Annotated in this window: 31 protein-coding genes; 12 read left to right on the forward strand and 19 right to left on the reverse strand. The window is 33.7% G+C overall.

Translation table 11 applies throughout. The features are described 5' to 3' along the window. Nucleotides 1-1,488, reverse strand: a complete 1,488-nt coding sequence (locus ACNF4Z_RS00305; protein ID WP_458327243.1) for a glycosyltransferase — start codon at nucleotides 1,486-1,488, stop codon at nucleotides 1-3. A gap of 488 nt (nucleotides 1,489-1,976) precedes the next feature. Here ACNF4Z_RS00305 and ACNF4Z_RS00310 point away from each other — a divergent pair, with 488 nt between their 5' ends. The 4 genes from ACNF4Z_RS00310 (at nucleotide 1,977) to ACNF4Z_RS00325 (ending at nucleotide 6,430) form a co-directional block, all read left to right on the forward strand. Next, a complete protein-coding gene (locus ACNF4Z_RS00310; RefSeq protein WP_458327244.1) occupies nucleotides 1,977-3,128 on the forward strand; it encodes an acyl-CoA dehydrogenase family protein in 1,152 nt (383 codons plus the stop codon). Between the two features lie 2 nt (nucleotides 3,129-3,130). Next, nucleotides 3,131-4,144, forward strand: a complete 1,014-nt coding sequence (locus tag ACNF4Z_RS00315) for an NMD3-related protein (protein ID WP_458327245.1) — start codon at nucleotides 3,131-3,133, stop codon at nucleotides 4,142-4,144. Further along, nucleotides 4,144-5,364, forward strand: coding sequence for an arginine deiminase family protein (locus ACNF4Z_RS00320; protein ID WP_458327246.1), 1,221 nt, complete (start codon nucleotides 4,144-4,146; stop codon nucleotides 5,362-5,364). Before ACNF4Z_RS00315 ends, ACNF4Z_RS00320 begins: the two co-directional genes overlap by 1 nt. Before the next feature lie 127 nt (nucleotides 5,365-5,491). After that, on the forward strand, nucleotides 5,492-6,430 hold the full coding sequence (locus ACNF4Z_RS00325) for a bifunctional phosphoglucose/phosphomannose isomerase (RefSeq protein WP_458327247.1): 939 nt from the start codon (nucleotides 5,492-5,494) through the stop codon (nucleotides 6,428-6,430). Here the strand turns inward: ACNF4Z_RS00325 and rqcH are convergent. Further along, nucleotides 6,425-8,230: a ribosome rescue protein RqcH gene (rqcH, locus tag ACNF4Z_RS00330; RefSeq protein WP_458327248.1), complete on the reverse strand. Its 1,806-nt coding sequence runs from the start codon at nucleotides 8,228-8,230 to the stop codon at nucleotides 6,425-6,427. The two genes, ACNF4Z_RS00325 and rqcH, sit on opposite strands and share 6 nt — an antisense overlap. Before the next feature lie 99 nt (nucleotides 8,231-8,329). Here rqcH and ACNF4Z_RS00335 point away from each other — a divergent pair, with 99 nt between their 5' ends. Beyond that, entirely contained in the window at nucleotides 8,330-8,632 is a 303-nt protein-coding gene (locus tag ACNF4Z_RS00335) for a DUF2175 family protein (protein WP_458327249.1), read from the forward strand. A gap of 13 nt (nucleotides 8,633-8,645) precedes the next feature. On the opposite strand, the gene ACNF4Z_RS00340 is transcribed toward ACNF4Z_RS00335, so the two are convergent. The 6 genes from ACNF4Z_RS00340 to ACNF4Z_RS00365 form a co-directional block, all read right to left on the reverse strand. Next, nucleotides 8,646-8,801: a 30S ribosomal protein S27ae gene (locus tag ACNF4Z_RS00340; RefSeq protein WP_458327250.1), complete on the reverse strand. Its 156-nt coding sequence runs from the start codon at nucleotides 8,799-8,801 to the stop codon at nucleotides 8,646-8,648. Further along, the gene (locus tag ACNF4Z_RS00345) at nucleotides 8,801-9,100 is read right to left on the reverse strand and encodes a 30S ribosomal protein S24e (RefSeq protein WP_458327251.1); all 300 of its coding nucleotides are present in this window, start codon (nucleotides 9,098-9,100) and stop codon (nucleotides 8,801-8,803) included. The genes ACNF4Z_RS00340 and ACNF4Z_RS00345 overlap by 1 nt, the downstream gene beginning before the upstream one ends. After that, on the reverse strand, nucleotides 9,097-9,597 hold the full coding sequence (locus ACNF4Z_RS00350) for a GTP-dependent dephospho-CoA kinase family protein (RefSeq protein ID WP_458327252.1): 501 nt from the start codon (nucleotides 9,595-9,597) through the stop codon (nucleotides 9,097-9,099). The genes ACNF4Z_RS00345 and ACNF4Z_RS00350 overlap by 4 nt, the downstream gene beginning before the upstream one ends. Then, a complete protein-coding gene (gene spt4 / locus ACNF4Z_RS00355) occupies nucleotides 9,578-9,799 on the reverse strand; it encodes a transcription elongation factor subunit Spt4 (protein WP_458327253.1) in 222 nt (73 codons plus the stop codon). Before spt4 ends, ACNF4Z_RS00350 begins: the two co-directional genes overlap by 20 nt. Nucleotides 9,800-9,803: 4 nt before the next feature. After that, a complete protein-coding gene (locus ACNF4Z_RS00360) occupies nucleotides 9,804-10,535 on the reverse strand; it encodes a DNA-directed RNA polymerase (protein ID WP_458327254.1) in 732 nt (243 codons plus the stop codon). A gap of 81 nt (nucleotides 10,536-10,616) precedes the next feature. Further along, nucleotides 10,617-11,297, reverse strand: coding sequence for a ThiF family adenylyltransferase (locus tag ACNF4Z_RS00365; protein ID WP_458327255.1), 681 nt, complete (start codon nucleotides 11,295-11,297; stop codon nucleotides 10,617-10,619). Between the two features lie 51 nt (nucleotides 11,298-11,348). Between ACNF4Z_RS00365 and ACNF4Z_RS00370 the strand changes: the two genes are divergently transcribed. Beyond that, nucleotides 11,349-13,163: a glycoside hydrolase family 15 protein gene (locus tag ACNF4Z_RS00370; RefSeq protein WP_458327256.1), complete on the forward strand. Its 1,815-nt coding sequence runs from the start codon at nucleotides 11,349-11,351 to the stop codon at nucleotides 13,161-13,163. Between the two features lie 7 nt (nucleotides 13,164-13,170). On the opposite strand, the gene ACNF4Z_RS00375 is transcribed toward ACNF4Z_RS00370, so the two are convergent. The 4 genes from ACNF4Z_RS00375 to rpiA all read right to left on the reverse strand — a co-directional run bounded on the left by ACNF4Z_RS00375 (nucleotide 13,171) and on the right by rpiA (nucleotide 14,903). Then, nucleotides 13,171-13,554, reverse strand: coding sequence for an ArsR family transcriptional regulator (locus tag ACNF4Z_RS00375; RefSeq protein WP_458327257.1), 384 nt, complete (start codon nucleotides 13,552-13,554; stop codon nucleotides 13,171-13,173). A gap of 61 nt (nucleotides 13,555-13,615) precedes the next feature. Further along, nucleotides 13,616-13,873, reverse strand: a complete 258-nt coding sequence (locus ACNF4Z_RS00380) for a UPF0147 family protein (RefSeq protein ID WP_458327258.1) — start codon at nucleotides 13,871-13,873, stop codon at nucleotides 13,616-13,618. A 5-nt stretch (nucleotides 13,874-13,878) separates the two neighbouring features. Continuing rightward, a complete protein-coding gene (locus ACNF4Z_RS00385; protein ID WP_458327259.1) occupies nucleotides 13,879-14,187 on the reverse strand; it encodes an Lrp/AsnC family transcriptional regulator in 309 nt (102 codons plus the stop codon). A gap of 44 nt (nucleotides 14,188-14,231) precedes the next feature. Further along, a complete protein-coding gene (gene rpiA / locus ACNF4Z_RS00390; RefSeq protein WP_458327260.1) occupies nucleotides 14,232-14,903 on the reverse strand; it encodes a ribose-5-phosphate isomerase RpiA in 672 nt (223 codons plus the stop codon). Nucleotides 14,904-14,944: 41 nt separating this feature from the next. Between rpiA and ACNF4Z_RS00395 the strand changes: the two genes are divergently transcribed. The 4 genes from ACNF4Z_RS00395 (at nucleotide 14,945) to ACNF4Z_RS00410 (ending at nucleotide 18,399) form a co-directional block, all read left to right on the forward strand. Further along, nucleotides 14,945-15,466, forward strand: coding sequence for an acyl-CoA thioesterase (locus ACNF4Z_RS00395; RefSeq protein WP_458327261.1), 522 nt, complete (start codon nucleotides 14,945-14,947; stop codon nucleotides 15,464-15,466). An 80-nt stretch (nucleotides 15,467-15,546) separates the two neighbouring features. Further along, nucleotides 15,547-15,807 carry a hypothetical protein gene (locus ACNF4Z_RS00400; RefSeq protein WP_458327262.1) on the forward strand — a complete coding sequence of 87 codons (261 nt, stop codon included), beginning with the start codon at nucleotides 15,547-15,549 and terminating at the stop codon, nucleotides 15,805-15,807. After that, nucleotides 15,807-16,760: a hypothetical protein gene (locus tag ACNF4Z_RS00405; RefSeq protein WP_458327263.1), complete on the forward strand. Its 954-nt coding sequence runs from the start codon at nucleotides 15,807-15,809 to the stop codon at nucleotides 16,758-16,760. Before ACNF4Z_RS00400 ends, ACNF4Z_RS00405 begins: the two co-directional genes overlap by 1 nt. A gap of 175 nt (nucleotides 16,761-16,935) precedes the next feature. Beyond that, a complete protein-coding gene (locus tag ACNF4Z_RS00410) occupies nucleotides 16,936-18,399 on the forward strand; it encodes a helicase HerA domain-containing protein (protein WP_458327264.1) in 1,464 nt (487 codons plus the stop codon). Here the strand turns inward: ACNF4Z_RS00410 and ACNF4Z_RS00415 are convergent. The 7 genes from ACNF4Z_RS00415 to ACNF4Z_RS00445 are packed head-to-tail and all read right to left on the reverse strand — an operon-like array spanning nucleotide 18,383 to nucleotide 23,842. After that, on the reverse strand, nucleotides 18,383-18,604 hold the full coding sequence (locus tag ACNF4Z_RS00415) for a hypothetical protein (protein ID WP_458327265.1): 222 nt from the start codon (nucleotides 18,602-18,604) through the stop codon (nucleotides 18,383-18,385). The two genes, ACNF4Z_RS00410 and ACNF4Z_RS00415, sit on opposite strands and share 17 nt — an antisense overlap. 45 nt (nucleotides 18,605-18,649) lie before the next feature. Continuing rightward, nucleotides 18,650-19,549 carry an EF-Tu/IF-2/RF-3 family GTPase gene (locus ACNF4Z_RS00420; protein WP_458327266.1) on the reverse strand — a complete coding sequence of 300 codons (900 nt, stop codon included), beginning with the start codon at nucleotides 19,547-19,549 and terminating at the stop codon, nucleotides 18,650-18,652. Beyond that, on the reverse strand, nucleotides 19,536-20,411 hold the full coding sequence (gene hemH / locus ACNF4Z_RS00425) for a ferrochelatase (protein WP_458327267.1): 876 nt from the start codon (nucleotides 20,409-20,411) through the stop codon (nucleotides 19,536-19,538). The genes ACNF4Z_RS00420 and hemH overlap by 14 nt, the downstream gene beginning before the upstream one ends. Further along, nucleotides 20,408-21,460, reverse strand: a complete 1,053-nt coding sequence (gene hemE, locus ACNF4Z_RS00430) for a uroporphyrinogen decarboxylase (protein ID WP_458327268.1) — start codon at nucleotides 21,458-21,460, stop codon at nucleotides 20,408-20,410. The genes hemH and hemE overlap by 4 nt, the downstream gene beginning before the upstream one ends. Continuing rightward, nucleotides 21,388-22,677, reverse strand: coding sequence for an asparagine--tRNA ligase (gene asnS / locus ACNF4Z_RS00435; RefSeq protein ID WP_458327269.1), 1,290 nt, complete (start codon nucleotides 22,675-22,677; stop codon nucleotides 21,388-21,390). The genes hemE and asnS overlap by 73 nt, the downstream gene beginning before the upstream one ends. 21 nt (nucleotides 22,678-22,698) lie before the next feature. Continuing rightward, the gene (locus tag ACNF4Z_RS00440) at nucleotides 22,699-23,256 is read right to left on the reverse strand and encodes a DUF309 domain-containing protein (RefSeq protein ID WP_458327270.1); all 558 of its coding nucleotides are present in this window, start codon (nucleotides 23,254-23,256) and stop codon (nucleotides 22,699-22,701) included. Further along, nucleotides 23,240-23,842: a hypothetical protein gene (locus tag ACNF4Z_RS00445; protein WP_458327271.1), complete on the reverse strand. Its 603-nt coding sequence runs from the start codon at nucleotides 23,840-23,842 to the stop codon at nucleotides 23,240-23,242. Before ACNF4Z_RS00445 ends, ACNF4Z_RS00440 begins: the two co-directional genes overlap by 17 nt. Nucleotides 23,843-23,947: 105 nt before the next feature. On the opposite strand from ACNF4Z_RS00445, the gene ACNF4Z_RS00450 reads away from it, so the two are divergent. After that, nucleotides 23,948-24,820, forward strand: a complete 873-nt coding sequence (locus ACNF4Z_RS00450; protein ID WP_458327272.1) for a dihydrodipicolinate synthase family protein — start codon at nucleotides 23,948-23,950, stop codon at nucleotides 24,818-24,820. 75 nt (nucleotides 24,821-24,895) lie between these two features. Beyond that, the gene (rpl7ae, locus tag ACNF4Z_RS00455) at nucleotides 24,896-25,264 is read left to right on the forward strand and encodes a 50S ribosomal protein L7Ae (protein WP_458327424.1); all 369 of its coding nucleotides are present in this window, start codon (nucleotides 24,896-24,898) and stop codon (nucleotides 25,262-25,264) included. Nucleotides 25,265-25,273: the final 9 nt, after the last annotated feature.

Genomic DNA, 25,273 nt, shown 5'->3' on the forward strand with positions numbered 1-25,273 from the left:
TCAGTCATCAAATAGCATCTCCTTATTTACTACTGCAACTTTTTCATCCCTTCTGAAGTTAACAGATTTCAGTGTGAAGATTGCAAATGCTAGCATGGACAGGGCCAGTGTCCATACACCATAGAAAAGTACTGAAAGACCAACGATTATTCCTGAAATTGAAAAAATCAATTCAAGTATGTCTGCCCTGTCCATTTTTAGCTGCTTGTGATATTCCAGTGCCTCATTATTATCAAGACCTTTTTTAGGCGTTCTGAAAAAATTACCCCTCTTTTTCATCATTCCGTTAACAAATCCAATTGCACTTCTCATTATCATACAGGCACCTATGTATGATAAAACTGGAATCATAATCAGATCCTTTAATGACAGAATGTTCTGCACCTTCAATGCCAAAACTCCAGAAAGGTAGAAGAGGCCAGTTGGTAAGGCAAGGGCAATAACATAAATGGGATTGCTGAATAGTGAATTTGCTGGAGACTCGATTCTAAATATTACTGCAAAGGCAGAAAGAAAGGAGGTTATAATCCAGCTGATATTTGAAAAGGGAGCCATGAATATAATCAATAGAGCTATTCTATCTCTAATGCGTATATTTTTCGCCTTCAATGTTTCTCCAAATTTTTCCAGTTCAAGTTTTGTCCATCCCTGTTGGACCCTTGCTGTTTGTTTTTTCCAGGTCTCGAGAGTAAATGGATCTTCACTGTAAACCCTGCAATTACTGAGATAAATACCTCTTTTACCCTTCAGATATATCTTCCATGAAAGATCAGCATCCTCAGTTATTGTGTTTTCTGACCATAATCCAACATCCTTAAGATCCTCAGTTTTTACAAGGGTAAAACCACCCTGCAGTGAATATGGCAAATTAAGCCTGTATGATCCCATTTTGTTCACCGTATCTCCCATGTCCAATGATAATGCAAACATCTGGGTAATCCTGTTAAAATACCTGTTATAATGGCCAACTCTGTAGGAAACAAATGCTGTATCCTCATGTGTATTGATTGCATGTATGCCTTTAATCAGTGTATCCTCCTGAACTTTTGAATCTGCATCCAGAAGTAGAACATAATCGCTTTTAACATACTCCATTGCCTTATTTAAAGCTCCACTTTTGAAATTTTCCCTATTCTCCCTCCTGCTGTGAAAAGTTTTAATTCCGATTTCCTCAAGTTTCTTAAGATGTTCGTTAACAATAGAAAGGGTTTCATCATTTGAATCATCCGCCACTATGACAGTTATTTTATCATGTGGATATTCTAACTTAGAGATTCTGTCAAGAGTGTCCCCTATTACATTTTTTTCATTGAATACTGCTATCAATATTGAAACTGTTGGAAAATCAAATAAAATTGGTTTCTCAGCCTCTAAATTTAAGGGATAAAAGAAAGCACTGATAAGGAGTATTAATTGATAATATGAATTAACAAGAACTGGTAATGTAAAAGCAAGTGAAATTATGGATATGATAAGCCATATCTGCACTCATTGAAATTTCTCTTACGTATATTAAGTATTTTAATTATTAAATTACGGGAATAAACATTTTTAAATTTATTACATATTTATTTGCATTAACAACCTTCAACAAATTAAATAAATATATAGCATCTGCAAAAATTTTATTCAGATTACCAAAGAATTGAAATTTCTAATTTTGTGTTAGCAAAATAATGTTTTTAAAGCAAAGAAAAATCATTTCAATATGGATTTTCTAACACTCAGCTATTGCAAAATCATTGAAAGAAAAATAAGAAATATGGAGAACTATTAAACAAATTGAATTGAATTTTTTTTAAATGAAAAAAGCTAATGAAATTAAATACCTCTATTCTCTTTCTACACATTAAAATTTTTTTATAAAATGCAGCTTCCTAAAACCTTCATTCACAATAATAAGCAAAATATTAAATGAAATCTAGATATTCAATATTACACGAAAAACATTTAAATTTCAATACCATAAAGATCATATGTTTGCTATTGATCAATCTTTTTATGATGAACTCAGAAAAAATGTAAGATCCTTTGTAAAAGAGAAAGTTGAACCAATAAGAAAAAAAATAGATCTTGAGGATTATTTTCCGAAAGATGTGTTCAGGCAGATGGGTAATCAGGGTTATCTTGGGGCAACCGTAAGCGAAGAATATGGAGGTTCTGGAATAGGTTACCTTGGACAGGCCATAATAGAGGAGGAGCTTGGTTACTCTTCCCCAGGTTTAGCACTTTCATATGGGGCCCATAGCAATCTCATGGTGGATAATCTATTCAGAAACGGAAACGAAACACAGAAAAATATGTATCTCCCTGATTTGTGTTCAGGAAAATCCATTGGATCACTGGCATTAACAGAACCAGGAAGCGGATCAGACGCCCTTAACATGAAGACCACTGCTGAGAAAAAAGGTGATCATTATATTATTAAAGGATCAAAAACCTACATTACAAATGCACCTTATGCAGATGTGATCATTGCATATGCCAAAACTGAAGATGATTACACAGCATTCTTGCTCAGATCAGATGACGAGGGTTTTTCAAGGGGAAAAAAATTTGATAAAATGGGAATGAGGGGGTCACCCACTGGGGAACTTTATTTCGATTCTATTAAGGTTGGTGATGATCGTATCCTGGGTAAATATAAGGGAGGAAAGGACATAATACTCGGGGGCCTGAATGTTGAGAGGGCAATGTTATCATTCATATTCGTTGGAATTGCAAGGAGAGCAATAAACGAGTCCATTTCATACTCCATAGAAAGAAAACAGTTTTCAAAAAGTCTATACGAATTCGAGATGATACAGGACAAACTTGCAACAATGTATACAGAATACAGAGCTGCAAGACTTCTTGCATACGACGCATTACAAAAAGTGGAAGAGAATAAGATGAATGTAAAGGATGCTGCTGCATCAATACTTTATTCTGCCATAATTTCAGAAAGGGTGGCAAGGGAGGCAATACAGATCCATGGTGGGTATGGCTATATTCATGATTCAGGCATCAACATGCTTCTGAGAGATGCAATATTGGGACAGATAGGGGCAGGCACAACTGAAATAAGAAAGAGATTGATATCAAATTCACTTGTTAAGGAATTCAGGCAGGGAAAGGAAGTTGAATAATTATGAAATGTGTCATATGTGGAGATGAAGAAGCAGTATGGAGGGGCAAAGGCTCCAGATGTCTGTGGAATGAGATTTCAATTTCAGTTCCAGGATCACTAGAATATATTAAATGTCCTAAATGTGAATCCGTAAAAGTAGGAAAAAAATGGGAGTATTCCAATGGTGATATTTCATGGTCAGAAAATTCAAAAAAACTATTTACTGTGAGTGAACCATTTAAAATAGAAAATATTGAGATTGAAAGGGGCCATTCGGATATGGCATATTATAAAATGTTAGTGTCATTAAGTGGAGAAACAAGAGAGTTTCAGGGAAAAATCCATCTTACAAGGCAAAATATCAGCTGTCCAAATTGTAATAAGATTACCGGCTCATATTACGAGGCAAAAATTCAGATAAGGGGAATCACAGGGGGAATTTCAGATAGGATAATAGAAATAAAGGATCAACTATTGCATTCAATAGAATCCAAAAAGGAAAACTCACCTGAATCATTTATATCAAAGGTTGAAGTCCTTAAAGAAGGCATAGATGTTTATCTTGGAAAGAAAAGGGACGGTGAAAGTTTCGTGAAGGATGTTTCCGGCAGAGAATATTCCAAGACAAACACTTCAAATACCCTGGCAGGGGTTAAGGATGGGAAAAAGTTCTATCGATTTACATACTTATTGAGGGTTTTTGATGCACCCGTGGGCTCAATAATTGAAATTGAAGGGAAAAATTATATTTATCTTGGGAAAATGAAAGGTGGCTTAAATTTATATGATTTTAACAACGATAGAAATTTTTTTCTAAGGAGAAATTCAATAGACCTTATGGAGATCAAATATACAGGAAACAAGGCAGAAGAGAGGAAAATGATCGTATTGTCAAGCAATGGAGATGAGCTTGAACTTCTTGACGATAAAAATTTTAAAAGGTATACAGCACACAGATGGGAAAATGCACCTGAACCAGGAAAAATGGTCAATGTTTTCATTTATAATGAATCATTGTGTCCGGAGATGATCTGATGTACATCAAGGCTGAGTGGGATAGTTTAAAGGAGGTCTGGATGCATGAACCTGGTGTTGAGATTGACTGTGCAATGCTTACTCCGAGGGCATTTCTATTTGAAAGGGCATTTAATAGAAAAAAGGGCATAATTGAACATGAAAATCTTAGGACCATCCTAAAAGAGAATGGTGTTCAGGTCCGACTTCTAAGAGACATTGTAAAAGAAAACGATGAAAAATTAAGAATTTCCCTTGAAGGGATATTAAGGGATAAGGGAATATTCATGGAGGCAAAGAACAGAAAAGCATACAGGGATGAAATGTCCAAAAACCTGAAAAATGTAGACATTGAAACTGTTCTCAACCTCCTACTTTTTGACCCACGCCTTAATGTTATGGAAGATGCTGAAACAAACATGCAGTATCCGGACGGTTTTCTTATTAGGCCTCTCACAAATTTATATTTCATGAGGGATCAGCAGATTGTTGGCAGTAGTGGGGTTTTATCACTGAATCTGAAACTTCCACAAAGAGCCAATGAAACAGAACTTATGTATAATATTGCAAAGGAAATACTTGGCAATGAGGATGTAAAGAAACTAAATTCCGGATATCTGGAAGGTGGAGATTACATCCCCTGCGATAAATTTGGTCTAATTGGGGTAGGATCAAGGTCAAACATGGAGGGGGCATTAAGTGCAATGAATTCAGGAATTTTTGAACATGAAGAAGTGCTTGTTGTGGAAAATCCAAAATATGATTTCATGAAGAACGACTTTTTGAACAATATGCACCTTGACACATATTTCAATATAGCATCAAAAAACACAGTGATATGTTCAGTCTACCTTGCAAAGAGGGCGAATGGAAAGATCTATAAGAGGAATGGTGAGATATATGAAATGGAGGGAGAAACTGATCTATACTCTTATATGAAGGAGAAGCAATTCAATTTCATAGATTTGTCAATTGAGGAACAGCTAAGTTATTCCTCAAATTTCCTTACCGTTTCTGACGGAAAAATTATAGGGATAGATTCAAGAAAGGTTTATAAAAGATTGAGGGAGCAGGGAATTTTAACTTCAAATATTGTAAGAGGTGAAAATGAGGAACATATGTTTCCATATAGAAAGGATCTCACTGAAAACGGAGTAGATTGCATAAACGTTGATCTCCAGGAACTCACAGGGGGTTATGGGGGTGCCCATTGCATGACAATGGCACTGCGTAGAAAATAAAAAAATATATTACATAATTTTTAATTCCAAAATATGAAAAAATCACTGATCTATCTTCTGATTATCCTGGGAGCATTGTTGCCAAGCATATGGGGTTTCATGATGGTAATAAATCCTCTGTGATAAAATGGCCACTTTCTTCCCTTCCTTTTATGAACAGATAATTTCACTGGAAGACCAGGTTAAATTCAAAGAAAGATTCCAAATTACAGAAGGTTCATACAATAATGTTATAATTTCTGGTATGGGTGGATCAGGTGTGGCGGGAAGGTTATTGGCTGGTTTTTATGAAAATATGCCTGTTATTACTGTAGATTCATATGATCTGCCAAAATATGCAGGGAAGAAAAGCTTCTTTGTTGCAATTAGTTACTCGGGTAATACAGAGGAAACCATCAGTGTGGCAAAACAGGCAAAGGAAAGAGGAATAGAAGTTCATGCAATCACTTCAGGTGGAGTTTTATCTGAAATTGCGGATAGGATAATTAGTGTTCCCAAGGGTTTACAGCCTAGGCAGGCCATAGGTTTCCTTCTTATTCCATTGATAAATACTCTTGTTGGGAATGTGGATATTGAAGGTATAATTAGTTCCGTAAGAAAAGCAAGGGAAAAAGAGAAAGAAATTGAGACTATGGCCAGAAAAATAGCATCTGATGGAAAAATTCCTTATATAATAACATGGGGAAAACAGGCTGGTATCAGTTATAGGGCTAAGACTCAATTTAACGAAATTTCAAAAATATTTGCAATCAGCAGCAACCTTTCTGAACAGAATCATAACGAAATTGTACCCATGCTTGAAAACAGGGATATGTCAGATAAGTTTATTTATATATTTGCTGGCAGGATTAATAATGAGAGAATAAGAAAAAGGGTGGATTTCATGACCAAGGACCAAAATCTTGAGATTATGAAAATCAATCCTGTTTGCAATAATGAAATTGAAGAATCATTTTATCTCATACACTATTTTGATCTTTTAACATATTATGTTGCAAAAAACAGGAACGTGGACCCAGAAAGTGTTAAGTCTATAGAAAATCTTAAAAAATTCCTATCTTCATAGAATCCTGGATCCACCATTTGGCAGTATCTGAAAAATCTCATCTCTGTCAAGTTCAAGTCTTTTTGATATTATCTCTGCCACTTTTTCTCTTTTTTCGTTTCCAGGGATTATGGTGACGCAGTCATTTTCTCCTTCTCTGTATGGATAGATCATTGGAATTTCCACGCCCTTATACGTTATTTTTTTTACTGACAATTTAAGTGGCAGTTCAAACATGTAATTTCTCTGTCCCCTGATAACCCATGAGCCCTTTCTTACATATTCACCAGATTCAGGAGTTTTACTTACCTGAACAGGATAAACCCAATATGCGCTGGAACTTACCAGTCCATTCTGCCAGGCCCTTGAAAATGATACACTGAACTTAGCAGCCTCAATTATGTCTTGTTCCCTTATCTCCTTACCTTCTGACTTAATAACTGTGCTCGGAGCTCCGTACATATCCGCATGTACATATATATCGTGATCTGAAAGATGTTTCTTAACAACTTTCTCATTTGTATCTGTGTTTTTTCCCGCGATAACAAGCAAGTCTGATTCCGTGAAGAACCAGTGGTAGGCCTCAAACCAGAATTTCTGCCTCTGCACCTTTCTTTTTTTCTCCTCAATTTTTTCGTTCTCCATCTGCTTTTTTATAGCCTCTTTTATACCTTCAATTTTATTTCTGTATTCCTTTGATTTTTCAAAGTAGATATTCATATTTTCTCCAATACTTTTTTTTAAATTCAGTTCAATAACTTTATCATTAACAGAAAATTTCAAAATCTTTTTTGAACCGTCAAATTCAACTAATTCCATCTCTCCTTCAGTTGTATTTATTTTTTCACCCGGTTTCATTTTAATGGAATTTTTTAAAATTTGATTTAAAATGGAAAAATTTGAAGATATAAATTCGCCAATTTGCTGTGTCATATATGCAAGTTTCTCATATGTTTCCATGGTTTTCTTCTGGCTTTCCATTATTTTTTCTGCCTTTGTTTTCGTATCTTTTTCCTCTTCAAAGGTCCTGTCCATAAATTCTGATAGCCCTGCATTAAAACTTTCAAATATTTTATCAGGTTCACTTTGAATATGTTTCATAAGGATGGGTGTCAAGTTATCTCCATAGACATATCCCCTATCCATATCCACAAGTTTTATGGTTTCAATAAAACTACTTCTTATTAAGCTAATTTTTTCAATGAGGTTTAAAGGTTTCTCATCTTTATTTATTCCTGTCTTGTATAGAATTTCCTCTGAAAGTTGTCCTCCAAGGTTCAATCTTGTTGCCATTGTCTGAACTATTGAACCTTTGCTACTTCTAAATATTTCAGCTATTTTTTCATCCTCCATAGTTAAGGGATCATTAAGTGTTGGAGGTATGTACATCTCACCCTTGATTATTTTTCTATTTTTCCACTCCTTTTGATTTAACGCAAACTCTATTATGTTATCATTGAGAATAATGAGGTTACCTTCCCTGAACATTTCAAACACAATTGAATATCCGTTGAATGTGTCTATTCTTACAACCCTATCAAAGTTTATCTGTCTGATATCTGAAATTTTTTTATCTGAGAATATTTTTCTTAGATACATTGTAAGACTGTCTGGTTCATTCCCTCTTTCGACGTCCTTCAGACATATACCTCTCCTCAAATCTACGTAAAGTGATCCTTTTTTTACATCAGTGCTGTGAAATTGAAAGATAAAGATATTTTCATTTATTCTGTAAATTTTTTTAAAAAAGGATCCCCTAATGAGATTGCCGTAAATTGAAACAAATCCATGAATGTCTAGGGAATTCTCTCTAAGATCCATAGTGGAAAATTATTCAGAAGGTAATAAGCATTCTCAGGGTACTGATTTACATAATAATTTTTCACAAAAAAGATTTATGTAAAATAAGAATTTCTTGGTATGGCAGAGTTTAAATGTTATCTATGTGGTAAAATAGTGAAGACCGGGGAAAAGTTCACATTTACAAAAGAAGGGGCTGTTCATTTTGACTGTTTTATTTCCAACAAGAGAGGAAAAATCAATTCAGATAAAGAGGAGGAATTGAGAACACTTTCACTAATACTTGATCTGGAGTTAACCCATTTAATTGGAATGCTTTCAATTCATCCACAGACGGAACAGGCTAAAAACTTATTCAATACAAAATATAAGGAAATTGAAAAACAGGCTGGAGACACCACAAAAAGAATTTACGAACTATAAATTTATTTAATAATTATTTTTTCTTCTTAAATTCAGTATATCCACATTTTCCGCAGGAGAACCTATCCTCATGTTCTGCCAGAAATACTCCTGATCCACATCTTGGGCAGTTTCTTCTCTGTCTAACAACTCTGTTATTCTCCAATTTGTAAATTTCCCTTTTCTGCATCAGTTTTCACCCTCTTTTGTTTTTAGTTTGTTTCTGAATAATTCGTAGTCTGGTTCAAAGAGCATTGCATCTTCCTTTTTACTGTAGATCTTCGCGTAACCCTCAAGAACTCCCTTTCCTGTCTTCTGAATATTACGGTGTATTATTATCAACTCAGCTTTTGAGTTGGTGTTTCTGCTCAACACCTCTCTTATCTGGTCTCTCGATGGTGTTGGGGAACCACTGTACTCCAAAAGATATTTTATCTCTTTTCTTCCAAGCAACTTGTTTTCTTTCATGTCCATAATTTTTAAATTCACCCTATCACTTCCATTTTAGATATTATTTCTATAGCCAATTTTTTAACATCTTGGTTAACCACTATACAGGCCATTCCACTATTTGGAATCCCATAAGTAATATGGGTATGTATAGGACCATAAAAAATTATTGGTATCACTGCTAAATCCTCTTCACCCTCTACCTCTATTCTCCCACCTATTCCACCTTCCAGCAAATTTCTTATTTCCACTGAAAGTTCTTTAGAAATAGTGCCTGGGGAGTTCTTTATTTTCTTTGATCCTGCCACACTTTTATAGCCCTTTTCATTTCTCTGCGTTTTCAGATCACAAACTTCAAGAAAGGGCATTATGCCATTTTTATGTAAAATCTCTGTGGTATAGTCACCGACCGAACATATTAATCGCCTATCAACTTCTTTGAGTTTACTTGGATCAATCAAAGGACCGTTGTTGTTAATTATTAAATACTTGGCCTCTTCAGTTAATGCAAGTGTCTTATCTAACCTTGATTGCATATATTTCTTCTTTTTCTGTTTCGAACTGCTTTTTAATCTGAGCACGTTCCGAAATCTTTGAATTCTTATCATCTACAATTATAAGGAATCCATACCAGTCCTGTGACATTGCCTTCTCTCCATGCTCAGGGCAGGCAGCATCCAGCAATATCCTCTTGCAAACCCGGCAAGCTCTGAATTCTTTCCTTTTTTTCTGTACCATTTGTTTATGCCTCCTCGTCAGTTACATCCTCATACGGGTTCTGATTTTCTTCATCATCATCCATTTCCTCCGGGTGTTCCTCAGTGGACACAAATTCCTGTGAAGATTCTTTTTTATCCGATCTCTTCTTGGGGGTCGTTTTCCTCTTTGTCTCTTCTTTCTGTATTTCAAATCCTTCCGTTTTTTTCACATCAATTTTTCCTAGCCCAAGTTGTTTTGATGTTAAACCTATCCTTCTATCTGAAGGACTAGATGATGCTATGTTTAGCATTACTATTCTTACTCTTATGACATCCCCAACCTTTAATGTATTCTTTGTCTCCTTTCCAGTTACAACCCTGCTCTGTTCATCAATATCTATTCTGTCATCCATTATTTGAGATACGTGTAAAAACCCCTCAAATGGCCCGAATTTTACAAAAGCTCCTATTTTTATTATGTTTGTTATTATTCCATCAACAATTTCTCCAATTCTTGGATAATAACCAAGTGCTGTGTATTTGATTTTTTGATAAACCCCGCCATCCCCGTGAACTATGGTACCATCATCTATCCTCTCAACTTTTAGAATACTAACTATGAATATTTTCTTTATTTCAGATAGGTTATCATTTTCTATTTGGTCAACAATTTTTCCCTGAATTGTCTCATGTGCAACCTTTTCAACTGCCAAGTCATAATCTTCATTCAGTAAAGTAGGATCAACTCTAACTATATATTCATCTTCAACAATCACATACAACAATTATCACCTTAATGGAAGACTTTTAGGTTATATTCAACTATGTAATAAATTTACTTTTTTTCATGTTAATTATCATATGTATTGTCTACCATATATTTTATTTTTATTGAGAAAACTGAATTGAAAATTCATGCAAATTTCACATTTTTTATCAATTGAAAGATTAATATGATCTATCATCATTTTATTAAAATTTATGAAAAGAAGCTCATCCTCCCCACTCCATTTTTCATAATAATTTACGGCAAACTGTCCTGTAATATATGGAATCATCAACGTTTCATTTTCATTATCACAACCAACAGGTATGAGATTCCTTCCATGAGTAATACAGTTTAAACAGGATGTTTTTTCAGGTTCTATTATCTTGATTTCACTGAAATTTGATGAGGTGGAACACATAATCCATCTAATTGAATTTTTAACTGCAAATTCATTTATCAAATTTCTGGTTTTGAAGGAATCAGTTCCGTCATATATAACATCAAACTCACTGAGAATTTCAATGTTTCCTGAATCAATATAACAGTCGTAAGTTTCAACATCCATACCAAAACTTTTCTCTGCGAATCTCTTGAGTACATCCACTTTCTTTTTTCCAATATCATCCTTTGAAAATAATGGTTGCCTTTTCATATTTCTTTTTTCAACAACATCACCATCAATAAGTGTAACTTTTTTGTTTTTTATTAGAAGAGATTGCAAAATCCCATTTCCAGTTGCTCCAGCCCCTATTAGAGCTATCTTTTCCATTAATCCATCATGTTCAAAGAAGATTTATAATTAATCAAACAATAGTATGACATGAAAAGTGAATTATACAGATATGAAGATATTTTTATAGATGGATATCCTAAAATATCTGCACACGGTTATATTGCAAATAACAGGACAGGGGCTCTCATAGCCGTGGATGGAACGGTTGACTGGTTATGCCTGCCTGATTTTTCATCAGATCCAGTTTTTGATAAAATTCTCGATAAAAATAAGGGAGGATATTTTTTTATAAGGCCGAAAGAGAAGGAAAAATATTCATATTCTCAAGAGTATGATGGGGACACTTTAATATTGAAAACATGGTTTTACAAGGAGGGTAAACCTTCAGCATGCATCACAGATTTCATGCCATCCACGGAATATTACAGCATAAAATTTCCTGAAATACATAGAATCGTGGAATCATTTGAAGATATAGAAATGGAATTGGGAATTAAACCTACTATTAATTACATGATCCAACCATTATTTAGAAAAAATGAAAAAGGAAAATTATTGTTTGAGAAGGGAAATAAAAGGGTGGGTTTATTTTTTTCCAGCAATCTTGATCTTTTAGTTAACGAAGAGCATCATCATCAATTCAAAATGAAAAAGGGGGAAAAACAGGTATTTGTTCTATCTTATCAGATGAGGGAGGACGATTCCCTATATAATTATGATTCAGAGAAAAGGCTTGAAATGACAATGAACATGTGGAAGAGATTTTCCAGTGAAATAAAAATAGAGGGAAAATGGGCAGAATATGCCAAAAGAGCAGCAATAATAATCAGAGGAATGTTCTTTGGTCCAAATGGTATGATGGTTGCTGCTCCAACAACAAGTCTTCCTGAATGTATAGGGGGTGAAAGAAACTGGGATTATAGGTTCTCATGGATCAGGGACACATCTTATGTAATAGAGGCACTATCCATGGTTGGCCTGAAAACAAGGGCAATCAATTATCTATACGATATGGTGGAAATTATAGAGAATGAGGGTGACATAAAAGTTTTGTATCCAATCGATCCGGAGCAGAATCTTAAGGAGATGGAGATAGATTACGAGGGATACAGAAAATCAAATCCAGTGAGAATAGGAAATCTTGCGTCTGAGCAATTTCAGCTGGACGTTTATGGATCTATGATAAACGCGATTGAACATATGTATGAAGCAAATGGAATAATAAATTCTTACATGTGGGATTTTGTAATGAATATAGTTGAGAAAATAGGGAATATATGGAAAATTCCAGACTCAAGTATATGGGAGTTTCGTACGGAGAGAAAACACTATGTCTATTCAAAAGTTATGTGCTGGCTTGGGGTTTCAAAAGCAATTAAGCTTGGCAGGACCCTTGGATATAATGCACCATACGATGATTGGGAAAATCTGATGAGTGAAATAAAATCCGATATAATGGAAAAGGGTGTTTCAAAAAAATCTGGTAGTTTTGTGCAATTTTATGGAAGTGAAGAAGTTGACGCCTCTCTTTTGAGAATACCACTTACAGGTTTTATAAGCCCAGAGGATCCCATTGCAGTCAACACATTAAAAAGGATTGAAAATGAGCTGATGTATGACGGTTTTCTTTTTAAAAGGTACAAAAATTATGATGGACTTAGTTGTGAAGATAATGCATTCCTATTGATGTCATTCTGGTATGCTGAACTTCTTATTGAAATGGGATATCAGAAAAAAGCGGAGGAGGTAATTGGAAAAATCATAAATCTGACAAATGGCCTGGGCATAATATCTGAAGAAATCGACATAAAATCAAAAGAACAGATTGGAAATTTTCCTCAGGCAATATCAATGTTGGGTTTTATAAGGGCAATCTCAAAATTAAATAGGGTCAAAAAATAAAAAATTTTTAATGTGTTATCTCAGGATTTCTTTTATATTCCTGTAATTGTTTTATATCATCTTCTATTAGCTGTATTTTATTTGTCAGATCCTGTACTATTTCCTCCAGTATTTCATTGAAATCCTTTGAAAGCCTGTAACCATGAACAGGTCTTCCTTTTCCCTCTTTTTTCATATTCCTCTTGTTTATCCATCCTTTTCTTCTCAGCCATTGCATTGCAATTGAAACCTCTGGCTGTCTCAGACCAGTTTCTCTCTCAATTTCAACGCTTGTTACCTCTTCCTTTCCTCTGGTATACACTATTGTGAATGCGACACTTCTTGGTATTCCAGAGTCTGATAAAATTTTTACAAGTTTCATGCTCTCTTCGTTCAGTGTCATATAAATCATATAAGGAATAAAATTTTAACATATATATTCTTCTAAAAATATCTTTTATGTAAGTTAAAACTTAAGATTTAGATAACGCTTCTAATTTACTTATTATAGTGTACAACTCTTCCCTTCCATGTGAGGGTACATTTGGATCTATGAATATCTCCTCAAGAATTGATATGGCTGTTGCACACCTTAAGTCAAGACTTGTTTTCTGATTTTCCATCTTCATCTTTGCTTCCTGCGCACTTTTCCTCACATTCTTAGGTACTGAAAGATCCTGATTCAGTTCATCCAGCATTGCTAAAATCTCATTATAAAGACCACTATCCATATCAATCACTCCACGAATACTTTACCATCTTCTTTTTTGGTGCCTATTACAAACATAGTTCTGCTTCCCTTGATACCATCAATTTTGCTTAGTTTATCCATTATATACTTCTGTAGATCATTGTAATCCTTTAGTTTTAATTTGACAAGCAGATCAAATTCACCTGAAATCATGTAAATATCTGATATTTCTGGTTCTGAAGCAAGTTCTATTTGAATCTCCTCTGCCTTTTTAAGATCGATGTTTAATCCGATGAATGCCTGTATCTTACTTTCCATTTCCATATCAATCAAGTCATCCTCGCTGTATCTCATAGGCAGCCCTTCATAGGCTATTTAATTCTGTCAGATAAGCTTTATTAAATCCTGTAATTGTGTATTAAAGTTTTATCATCTTTACCTTCTATTGACAGATGACTCATATTGCAGAATATTCCCGTTTCAACAACACCAGGTATTTCATCAAGTTCTTTTTCAAGTGATATTGGATCATCAATGATACCAAAATCGCAGTCTACTATGAAATTCCCGTTATCGGTTACAAATGGGGGTACCCCTCTTAACCTGCATTTTCCACCAATTTCAATTATATTTTTCAACGTACGATTTGCCATGAATTTTATTATTTCAACTGGAACTTTGAATTTTCCAAGTTTATCAACATATTTTGTGTGATCCGCAATAACTATGAACTTTTCACTGTTCCAGGCTACAATTTTCTCCCTGAGGAGCGCTCCACCACCACCTTTAATAAGATTTCCAGTTGGGTCTATTTCATCAGCTCCATCAATGGTTAGTGCAATCCTCTGGTCAATGTCATCAGACACATTGAATCCATTGGAAAGAAGAAGTTTTTTGGTTTCTTCAGAAGTTGGAACAAATATATTATCAGAATAGCGTTCTTTTTTTTCACTAAGGGCCGCAATTAAAAATTTTACTGTGGATCCTGTACCAATACCCACTATTTTCCCCTCTGGAATCATTATCAAAGCGCTCTCCGCAGCAATTCTTTTTTCATAATCTAATGACATTACCCATACATATTTATTTATTTAAAAAACATTCATAGTATATGAAAAATACAAGGTACGAAGAAAAATCCTGGACGGAAAGTCTTACAGTTATGGAAAGGCTTGTACTGCCTCCAGATACAAACGTTTTCAATTCTCTTTATGGTGGAAGATTAATGGAATGGATAGATAATGTTGCTGCAATAGTTTCTTTCAAGCACTGCAGGCAGAGAACAGTCACTGGAAGCATTGACAATATTTTTTTTCTTTCGCCCATCCATCTTGGATATATTGTGAGGATGGAGGGAAGGATTAATTATACAACAAGATCAACAATGGAAATTGAAGTTAACGTTCACTCTCAGGATCCAGGAACAGGAAAGATAAAATTCGCCACCAAAGCTTATCTTACTTATGTGGCAATAGATCAGGATGGAAGGCCAACATTTATCCCTCAATTGAAACTCGAAAGCGATGACGTTGTAAAAAGATTCGAAGATGGGAAAAGAAGGGCTGAGAAACGTCTGGACCTTCTAAATAGTACAAAGGAAGAGGCAAGAAGATTTGAAGAGGAATTTAATTAAAACTTTCATTTTTTTAAAATAAAGTGCGATTAAAACACTATTCTAAATTTATAAATAAAAAATAATATGCCCAAAAATATATGATTAGGTATATTGCATTTTCCTCAGATCCATTAGTACCTATTATAAACAGGCTTACCGATCTTGCAATAGGTGTGTCCGCTTCTATTATAGTCATATTCTGGATATTCATAGCACTTTCATTTTTTAGCCAGGACGAAAACAGAAAAATGGAAGCATATGCAAGGGCTAAGAATGGTGCCATAGGAACCATAATATACATAATGGCCGTTTCAGGAATTTTGTATGCACTTTTTAAATATATTATTGTCGGATCCTGATGACCTTTTTTGGTTTTTCGTTGTTATCCCTTCTTACTTCATTTACTGGCCTTGAAGTTGCCACATCCACTTTGTGTTGGGAGATGGCTTTCAAATATGGAATACTTGATCCTTCATCATATCTGTTCTCAAATTATTTTGATCCAAATTTAATTTTTTTCTACAATAATATTATGTCTATTTTTCCATATATATTTCCAATATTAGGAATTTTCTTGGCCATTTACATAATGATTTTCAGGAATATAGATAGCATAATATTTAATTATTTATTTTACTTGATTGTTTACTTTACAATATTTGCATTGTTGAATAAGCTAAATATGTTTTCATACGATCTTTCCCTTTATATGTATTATAACCTGAATGTAAAAGTTCCATCTATCGATATAATCATTAGGCTTCTGGAAAATTCATACACTCCCAATTCAATATTATTTACAATAATACTCAACGGAATACTCATGAGCTCAGGCCTTTCCACACTGATATTTCTTATGCTCAGGCAGGCAATTTTGATAAGTATTTACTTGTCTTTTCCTCTCTTTATAATTTTAATTCCATTCCAAAAATCAAGAAGGATATTCGTAAAACTTGTTCAAATCTATATTGAAATTTTGCTTTTCCCATCTTTAATATTATATTTGCTCTTTATTTCCCAAAATTATGGAAATTCCCCATTCTCCCAGTTTGGATTCTTGATTCTAATTTCAGTTCTACCAACAATTTTTCTCTATGGTTTCAATATATTTAACAGATTTCTTGCAATATCATTAAATCCTTTTTTATTTGGAAATTTTGGGAATTACAACAATTTTAAGGATTCTATAATGAAGGATAAACATATTGAGAAATCAATATTTGAATTAAGTCCATCAAATATGTTGGATAATGATATTTCAAGGATCTCAAATTCAATATACTGGAAGGTTGAAAATGAACAGAGAAAATAATAATGATCTAATTCCTTTATCAAACATAATGTCTGGAAAATATGAGAGATTTCCGCTTTTTTTACTTTTATTTTTGTACTTAATATTTTTTATAATATATTATCAATTTAATGTTTTTATTAAAATAATAATATCGTTTTTAATTTTAATTTTAGTAATTTTTTTAAATAAATATGTGAAAACGATCCGTAAACTTGAAAAGTTAAAAGAGACATTAAAATATTTTAAGGTGGAAATTGACTTTTCATGGAATTTAAAGGAAGAAAAAATCATTCAGTATGTAAAGAATTTCAGACATATAAGTAGTATTAATAAAAATTTTATTATTCTCTCAATAAAAAATCTGCAAGATAATCATAACATCTCATCATACATTTTGAGTGATAAAAAAGATTTTGAAATTTATTTTCCGTTCAAAAAAATTTTAAAAGTTGAGCCTAATGAAATAGAATTGTTGGATTGGCTTTTACAAGGTAACTCGTTTAAATATTTTTTTGAATATCAAAATCGATACTTCTCTATTCTTGAGATCTATGATGTTGCATTTAAAACTCCATTCAATGTGAGCACTCTGATTGATGATAACAATTCAGTGGTATGTGTAATGCTCAAAAAGACTGTTGGAGCGCAACCTAAATATATTCTGCGTAAAATATCATATCTTAAATTTAAGGAAAAAATATTGCAAGGTAAAAAATCACTTTTTAAAAATCAAGAATACATCAAAATAGAGGATGCAAAATATCTTAGTAAAATCCCCATTGAAGACTTTTTCAGATGCTCAGTATTTGTAATTTTATCTTCAAATAAATCCTACGAATTAAATATAAATGTAGAGGGAACACTTAAAAAATTGAGATCAATTGGATTCAAATGTGATGTAAAATCTTACCCCTTAATATCTTTAAAACGATTTCTTGATTTAAAAATACCTGGAAATTACCTGTTAACTTCAAGAAATTTATTTCCATTTAACCCTCTATTGTGGAAAAAGTTTGAAAAGGAAGGCATTATACTTGGCAGGGATTCCTTGGGGCATCCAATAAGGGTTAACATTTTCAATTATCCTTCCTACAATTTTTTAATATTGGGGGAAACTGGTTCTGGAAAAACATATTTCTCTAAACACTTCATCAAGGAATTCTCAAAAATTTACAGCAAAAATATATTTATAATAGATCCTCTCGGAGATTATGAGACTTACAGAGACACATTTGAAGTAAAGGAACATTTTAATCAAAATATTCTTACCGAACTTCAAAGCTTCATGAATAAAAACGAAGAGCCAAAGCTGATTATAATAGATGAATTCCACCTTTTTACAAAGGACTTAATAGTTTTGGATTCAGTACTTTCAATGCTAAGAACATCAAGACACTTTAATTGTTCAATATATCTGATATGTCAGGATTTTGGCAGTCTCACATTAGATCAGAAAGGAGCAATTATTAACAACTGTTACAACAAAATAATCTTTAGAAATAAGGTTTGGGGGAGTCTCATAGAATTTGGAATAAATCCTCTTGAATACGGTTATAATGATCTAAACACAGCTGGAGGAAGAGGAAGCTCTTATTCAGATTTTTTTTATTTAGCAAACGACGAAATGAAAAAGCTAAGATTCAGTTCTCATCCTTAAGATCAGAACCAAAAATCACTATAAGGCCAAAAACTATAAGAACTATACAGAATGAATACAAGCCCGGATCTGACCACGTATTGTAAAGGATTGACCACGCCACATAAAACAGTAATCCAATGAGGAATAGTATAATCCCCAATGCTTTTATGGTGTTTCTATAGTTAATTTTTCCAATTATACGGGTTATCAAACCGTCGGTCATTGATGATAGAATTTAAACTTCCTTATTATACTTTTCATGAGTACATTATAAATCATTATTGTTTATGAATCCCTGTATTCTTGGATTTGCGTTTTGTTTTATAACCCAGTATTTTTCTAATTTGACAATTGGCCTATGCATAATTATGGCATCAGAATTTTTTCTTCCTCTTATAAACTTCATTGATCCAGATATAAATATTTCCCCGTCATCAACCGTTTTTCCAGGTAAGGAGCTTTTGATCTTTCCTGATATGCTGTTAGTGATATCCAAAGGTTCATTTGAAAGTATATCTCCACGTTCCAGGTCATCTATTTCAATATTTTTTAAAGCGAGGCCTACTCTTGATCCTTTCCCCGCCCTCTCAAAGTCCACATCGTTCATCTGTATTGATCTCACCATGCACTTTATTTTACCGTTGTTGAGATTCAGTGTTTGGTGCTTTTCAACTGAGCCTGATATAACAAAACCAAGAACCACTGTTCCCACGCTTTTAACTTTAAAGAAGTGATCTATGAGTATCCTTGTTTCAGAAGAAAACTCCTCATCCATTGATCTTGATTCAAGAAGTTGCTCCATTTCCACATGGTCACCTTCAAAGAATGTTATTTTATTTATGTTCATAGATTTTAAAATCCTTGCGTCCTTTTCTTTATCTGAAGAATTTATTACCACGAACTCCCTGTCATTGTAAAGTGAACAGGCCAGAATAACTTCACCCAGGTTTGAATCCCTTTTGGAAAAGTCAACAATGAAAATGTTGCAGGGTGGTATGGAATCCGTTAATGAAGAAATTTTATCTGGAAATCTTGAAGGTCTTATTACAGTAATGTTTATGTTTTCTGTTTTCTTTCCATAAATGGTTATGTCACTCTCTGTATGCTTCTTAACAATTTTTTTAATCCACTCTTCATCCCCATAATAAAATGCATTAATGTTCCTCACTTTGATCACCTACTGCTGCTTTAATTATATTTATTGATTTCTCACTGTTGTTTGGGAGGGATAATCTACTGTATTTAAAACCGTTTTCTCTAACTTTCTCTCCAAATAGTCTATCGAGATCAAAAAGAACTTCCAGATGATCATAATAAAATCCAAAAGGAACTGTTGTAATCTCATCAATTTCTTTTCCTATTTCCTTAAGTCTGTCATAAACACTTGGTTCAAGCCATACTTTACCGTATGATCCTCGGCTCTGAAAACCAAACGAGTAATTTTTCAATCTGGCCATTTGAGACAAAACAGTTGCTTCACCTCTTACTGTGTTGTAATAATCTTCTTCTTCACTAATATTGTAAGGAAGACTGTGAGCACTGAAAAGAAAAAAAATACCATCGTCATTCTTATTTTTTAGTTGATCGGCCCAAAAATTTCTCCATAAATTATTATTCAATCTATCCACTATTTTTACTTTTCCCGTAAAATTTTTCTCCTCAACGACCTTTTTTGAAACATCAATATAAGATCTTTCAACACTTTTATTTTTAAAAGGGAAAAGTGGTAGAAGCACAATTTGCTCAGGCCCTCTCTCTATAATGTTCTTCAAAGTTTCTTCGATTGAAGGTTTCCAGTGTTTGAAACACAAAACGTAGTGATCCCCTGAATTTTTATTCAGTTTTGAAACAAGACTTTCCAAAATTTCGTTGGATGGTGATTTGTATCCAAAAGCTTCATATTTTGCAAAAGTTTCCTTAATAGCGTATTCTGGTGGTTCTTTTCCATGGTAAATGTCTCTTAGATAATCCATTATTTCTTCCTTTGAAGAAGGGCTTCCGTATGCCATCAATACAATCTCTCTACTCATATATATCCCCTGCAAATAGATACTATATCTTTCAGTTTATGTTCTTTCGTACCAGGTAATACTCCATGTCCAAGATTAAAAATGAAATCATCTTTTTCTCTCATACTTTTAATAATATTTTTTGTTCTTTCATAATATTTGTTTCCATCACTTAGGAGAATCGTAGGGTCTAAATTTCCCTGTATGCCAGAATCGGTCTGTTCTGCAACATATGAGATATCACATCTCCAATCAATGCTTAAAAAGTCTGCACCTATTTTTTTTAACTGATCTATCATACCAGCAGTCTGTGTAGAGAAATATATAGATTTCTTATTTTTTTCCCTTATTGCGTTCACAATTTTCTTATTCCATTTATTGATATATTCAAATGAATACGGATCAAGATAACCTGCCCAGCTGTCAAATATTTGTATGGCATCACATCCCGCATCGCACTGTTTTTTAACATCATGAATTAGCACTGAAGTTATATCATCCATAAGGTTATCAAAATACTCTTCATCCTCAAAAAATTTCATCTTTGTTTTTTCCAAATTTTTATCTGGTCCCTCTGCAATTATGTAGGAAGCAATAGTTAGGGGACCACCCGAAAAACCTATTAGTGGCTCCTCTGGATGTTTTGTTTTGAATTGAAAGCATGCCTCAGCGGCATGTGAAAAATACATCTCTTTTCTTTCTCTTTCCTTTTTTGGTACCGGTCCAATATTTTCAACATAGCTTATTGAATACCCTAAATTTTCAACAGGTATCATTATATCAGAAAAAATTATAGACGCATCCACTCCCAGAATTTCCTTTGCTCTGTAACTTATATAGCTGGACAATTCTGGATCATGACAGATTTCAATTATTGAATGTTTCTTTCTAACCTCCCTGTATTCACTCATATAACGTCCAGCCTGCCTCATAAACCATACGGGAACAGAGTCATGGTGCTTTTTATTAAGCGCCTGAATGAATGGATTTTCTTTAATCAAGGTTTTAACCTTCTTATTGTTCTTGGATATGGAATCGCATTTTTTATGGCGGGTAGATGCATAATCCACATTGCCAGTCTATCCATTCCCAAACCAAATCCCGAATGAGGAACACTTCCATACTTTCTCAGATCCAGGTACCAATAGTAGTCCTTCTCTTTTAGACCAGCATCTTCAATCCTTTTCTTTAGAACCTCATACTCCCAGATTCTTTCCCCTCCACCTATTATCTCCCCGTATCCCTCGGGTGCCAGCAAATCATGGCAGAGTATAACATCAGGATTTTTCGGATCTGGCCTGTGATAAAATGTCTTTAGTTCTGCAGGGAAATGTGTAATAAACAACGGCTTAGTGAAATTTTGCATTATTTTTCTCTCTTCGTCCGCACCAAGATCATCACCATACTTTAATGGCATACCAAGATCCTTGGATTTTTCAATTAGTTCTCTGTAGGTCATTCTGTTAAAGCTGTTTAATGAATCCCTTAAAGGTTTTTCATCTCTGTTAAGAATTTTTAATTCATCTTCGTTGTCCTCAAGTACATTTTTTATTATATAATGAAGCATATCTTCTTCTCTTTTCATCATTTCTTCGTTACCTACCCAAGCCTCTTCCATTTCAGCGTGCCAGTATTCTGTAAGGTGTCTCCAGGTTCTGCTCTTCTCGGCTCTGAAACTTGGTGAAATTGTGAAAACCTTTTCCAATGAAAATATGAACGTTTCAAGATAAAACTGCGAACTCTGGGTCAAATATGCCTTCTCACCAAAAAAGGGCACTTCAAAGAGAGTAGACCCTCCCTCCGTTGCTGTTGAAACCATTAAAGGAGGCTGGACCTCATAAAAACCATTTTCATAATAAAAGTTTCTGAATGCCTTGAAAATTGTTGATCTTATTTTTAATATGGCATTGAATTCTCGGCTCCTTATCCACAGATGTCTGTTATCAAGTTCAAATTCTTCTGATATGTCCTTTGATACTGGAAAATTTTCATTTCTCTGATAAATCTTAAAATCTGTGATCGTTAGTTCATAACCGGTTATTGCTCTTTCATCTTTCTTTACAATCCCAACAATTTCAAGGCTACTCTCTATGGTCAAAGATTCAAGTTTGGAAAATTTTTCTTCTCCAAGAAATTCAACCTTCCCGACGGTCTGAATTATATTTGATGAATCCCTAAGAATAAGAAAAACGATTTTTCCTGAAGATCTTATTCTGTAAACCCAGCCCCTTATATGGCATTGCTTACCTTCCATTTCAGGATGCAAAACCTCAGATATAGATTGCATACAAAGGTTAATGCTTTATAATTATTTATTTTCTACAATTCCATTATCTTCATTTAGACGATTTATTAAATACAGTAAAAAAAAATTTGTAAATTTTACAGGATATTCTTTTCTATCCATAATTTTCTCTATGTGTTTAGAAAGACCTGAGTTTTCTATTTCCAGTTCACCTCTTTTCATTATTCTATTACAGAGGTTATTCTGACCCATTTGAACCTTAACCTGGGAAACGCAAATATCTATAACACCCTTAAGAAAAAGCCTGTCTGGTTCTTTTTTCCTTCTCCAAAAAAATTCTAGAAGGTTGTGGATTTCCCAAAATCTTTCTTTTTCTATCATCATTTTAATTTTATTAAAATTAATCAAACAATGAAAGTTTATCTTCTCCGGGAATGATACAAAATATGAATCTTTTTCAATAACCTCAATAAGAGATATTGGGATACCTTTGAAAAAATCCATTTCAAACCCATAGGTAGTTCTTCTCTTAATAAATTTTATATCTCTTAAAAGGTAATTATAATGATAAAATTGCTTTAAATTCAATCCAATTATAACTCTTTCAATTATAGTTTCCAAGGTTTTTTGACCTCAGGTCATCTACCATCTCTCTGGGAATCCCCTTCTCTATAAGAGTTTCCCAACCTTTTATTGTCCCATTTATTATCGCGTTAAAAACTATGTCTTGAAGAGGAACATACTGTATCCTTAGAAAATTATCTCTCCCAAAGAGCCACGGAGGATAATCAAAATAGTCAGGAAGTCTTCCAGGAACCTCCTCTAATAGAACGTCTGAAAGTATTTTTGAAATTTTTTCATTGTAATACCATATTTTGTATTTACTGTCTGCATACCTTATGGTTGGTGTATAAACCCTCCATATTATCCCGTACATTATTTTTTCACCTTCATAAACTACTGAACCATCAAAGTTATTCACATATGTTTTAGGAGGCATCTCTTCTCTTCCTGTGTACTTGTTAACCACCTTTACGCTTACGTTTGATCTGAATTTAAGTACATTCTGAATTTCCTCCTCAAGGATATTAATTTCTGCATCTGTTAAGAAAGGATCATTTTCAATCTCATCAAGCACAATAAGAAGAGCCTTTGGGTCTGAATGAAGAATCCTTTTGAGATACTTATCATATACTGATTCTTCCATATTATCAAAATAAAAAGCAAATCGGCGTATTTAAATTTTGTTTATTATTTTTTAACGTTAAAACTGTTTTGAATAAACAAATATATGATTTGGCAATAAGGATATATGAATAAGGCTGATGTTGATATAATATGTCCATTGATAACCCCTCTTGATGCTGATGGAGAACCATCGGAGCAATATACGAAAATACTCCTTGAAGACATGACTGAATTTGGAATAAACAAGATATTCCCTTTAGGTAGCAACGGCCTTTTTAATCTCCTTTCCATGGAAAAAAGAAAAAAGTTCCTTAAAATCATTGTTGATAATAGCGATGGCTTTGAGGTAATAACAGGAATTGGCTCACAGAATACAGAAGAGGCTGTGGAATTTGCAAAATTTGCTGAAGACCTTGGAGTAAAACATGCAGTATTGCAACCAACCTATTATATTAAGGCTGAGCAGTCGTGGATGGTAAGACATTTTGAAAAAATCTCTGAGGTATTCAACGGAGACCTATACATATACAACATACCTCAATTTACAGGCTCTCGTTTTGAATTGGAAACCATTGAAAACATTATGGATATATGCAGAATACGAGGCCTGAAAGACAGTAGTGGTGACATAAGGTATTTTAATTCGCTCACAGATCGTTTCAAAAATAAAATTTCTGTATATCAGGGACAGGATGACCTGCTATTGCAATCATTAATAATGGGGGCAAAGGGAGGTGTTTGTGGAACAACAAATGTGAATCCATTAGCTGTAAATGTGTACAGAAAATTCATATCTGGAGAGATAGAAGAGGCAATAAACCTTCAGCAAAAGCTAATTCGCCTCTATAATATGATAAATTCATATCCATTCCCCGCATTGACGTATGCTTCATTCTACAAAAAGCACAACATAAAAGGGAAAATACCTGAACCTATAACAACAATGGAAAAGATACCTGAATCAAAGGTAAAGGAAATAATAGATTTTGTCTTCTAGACAAATCACTTTTCGATAAAAACTTATTTATAGAGTTTTAAATTACCTTTTTACTCTGTGAAGGAGGAATATAAAATGGATAAATCTGGATATGTAAAATTCGAAACTCCCGAGGAATTGGAAAAGAAGGTTCTTGAGCTTGTTGAAAATTCTTTCAGAAATGGAAAGATAAGAAAAGGTACAAATGAAGTTATTAAGTCTGTTGAGAGAGGAGAAAGCAAGCTTGTGGTTATTGCAGAGGATGTAAACCCACCAGAAGTTGTGTTCTTTCTGCCTAAGTTGTGTGAAGAGAGGAAAGTTCCTTTTGTATATGTAAAAAAGAGGGAAAATCTAGGATCAAAGGTGGGCATAAATTCAACGGCTTCTGTCTCAATTGTGGATTACGGAAAAAATGAAGAAATTTACAAGCAGATATCAGGCGAGATTAAAAATCTTGTAAAATGAGGGGTATAA

It is taken from the genome of Caldiplasma sukawensis (assembly GCF_052315375.1).
Classification (GTDB): Archaea; Thermoplasmatota; Thermoplasmata; order Thermoplasmatales; family Thermoplasmataceae; genus Cuniculiplasma.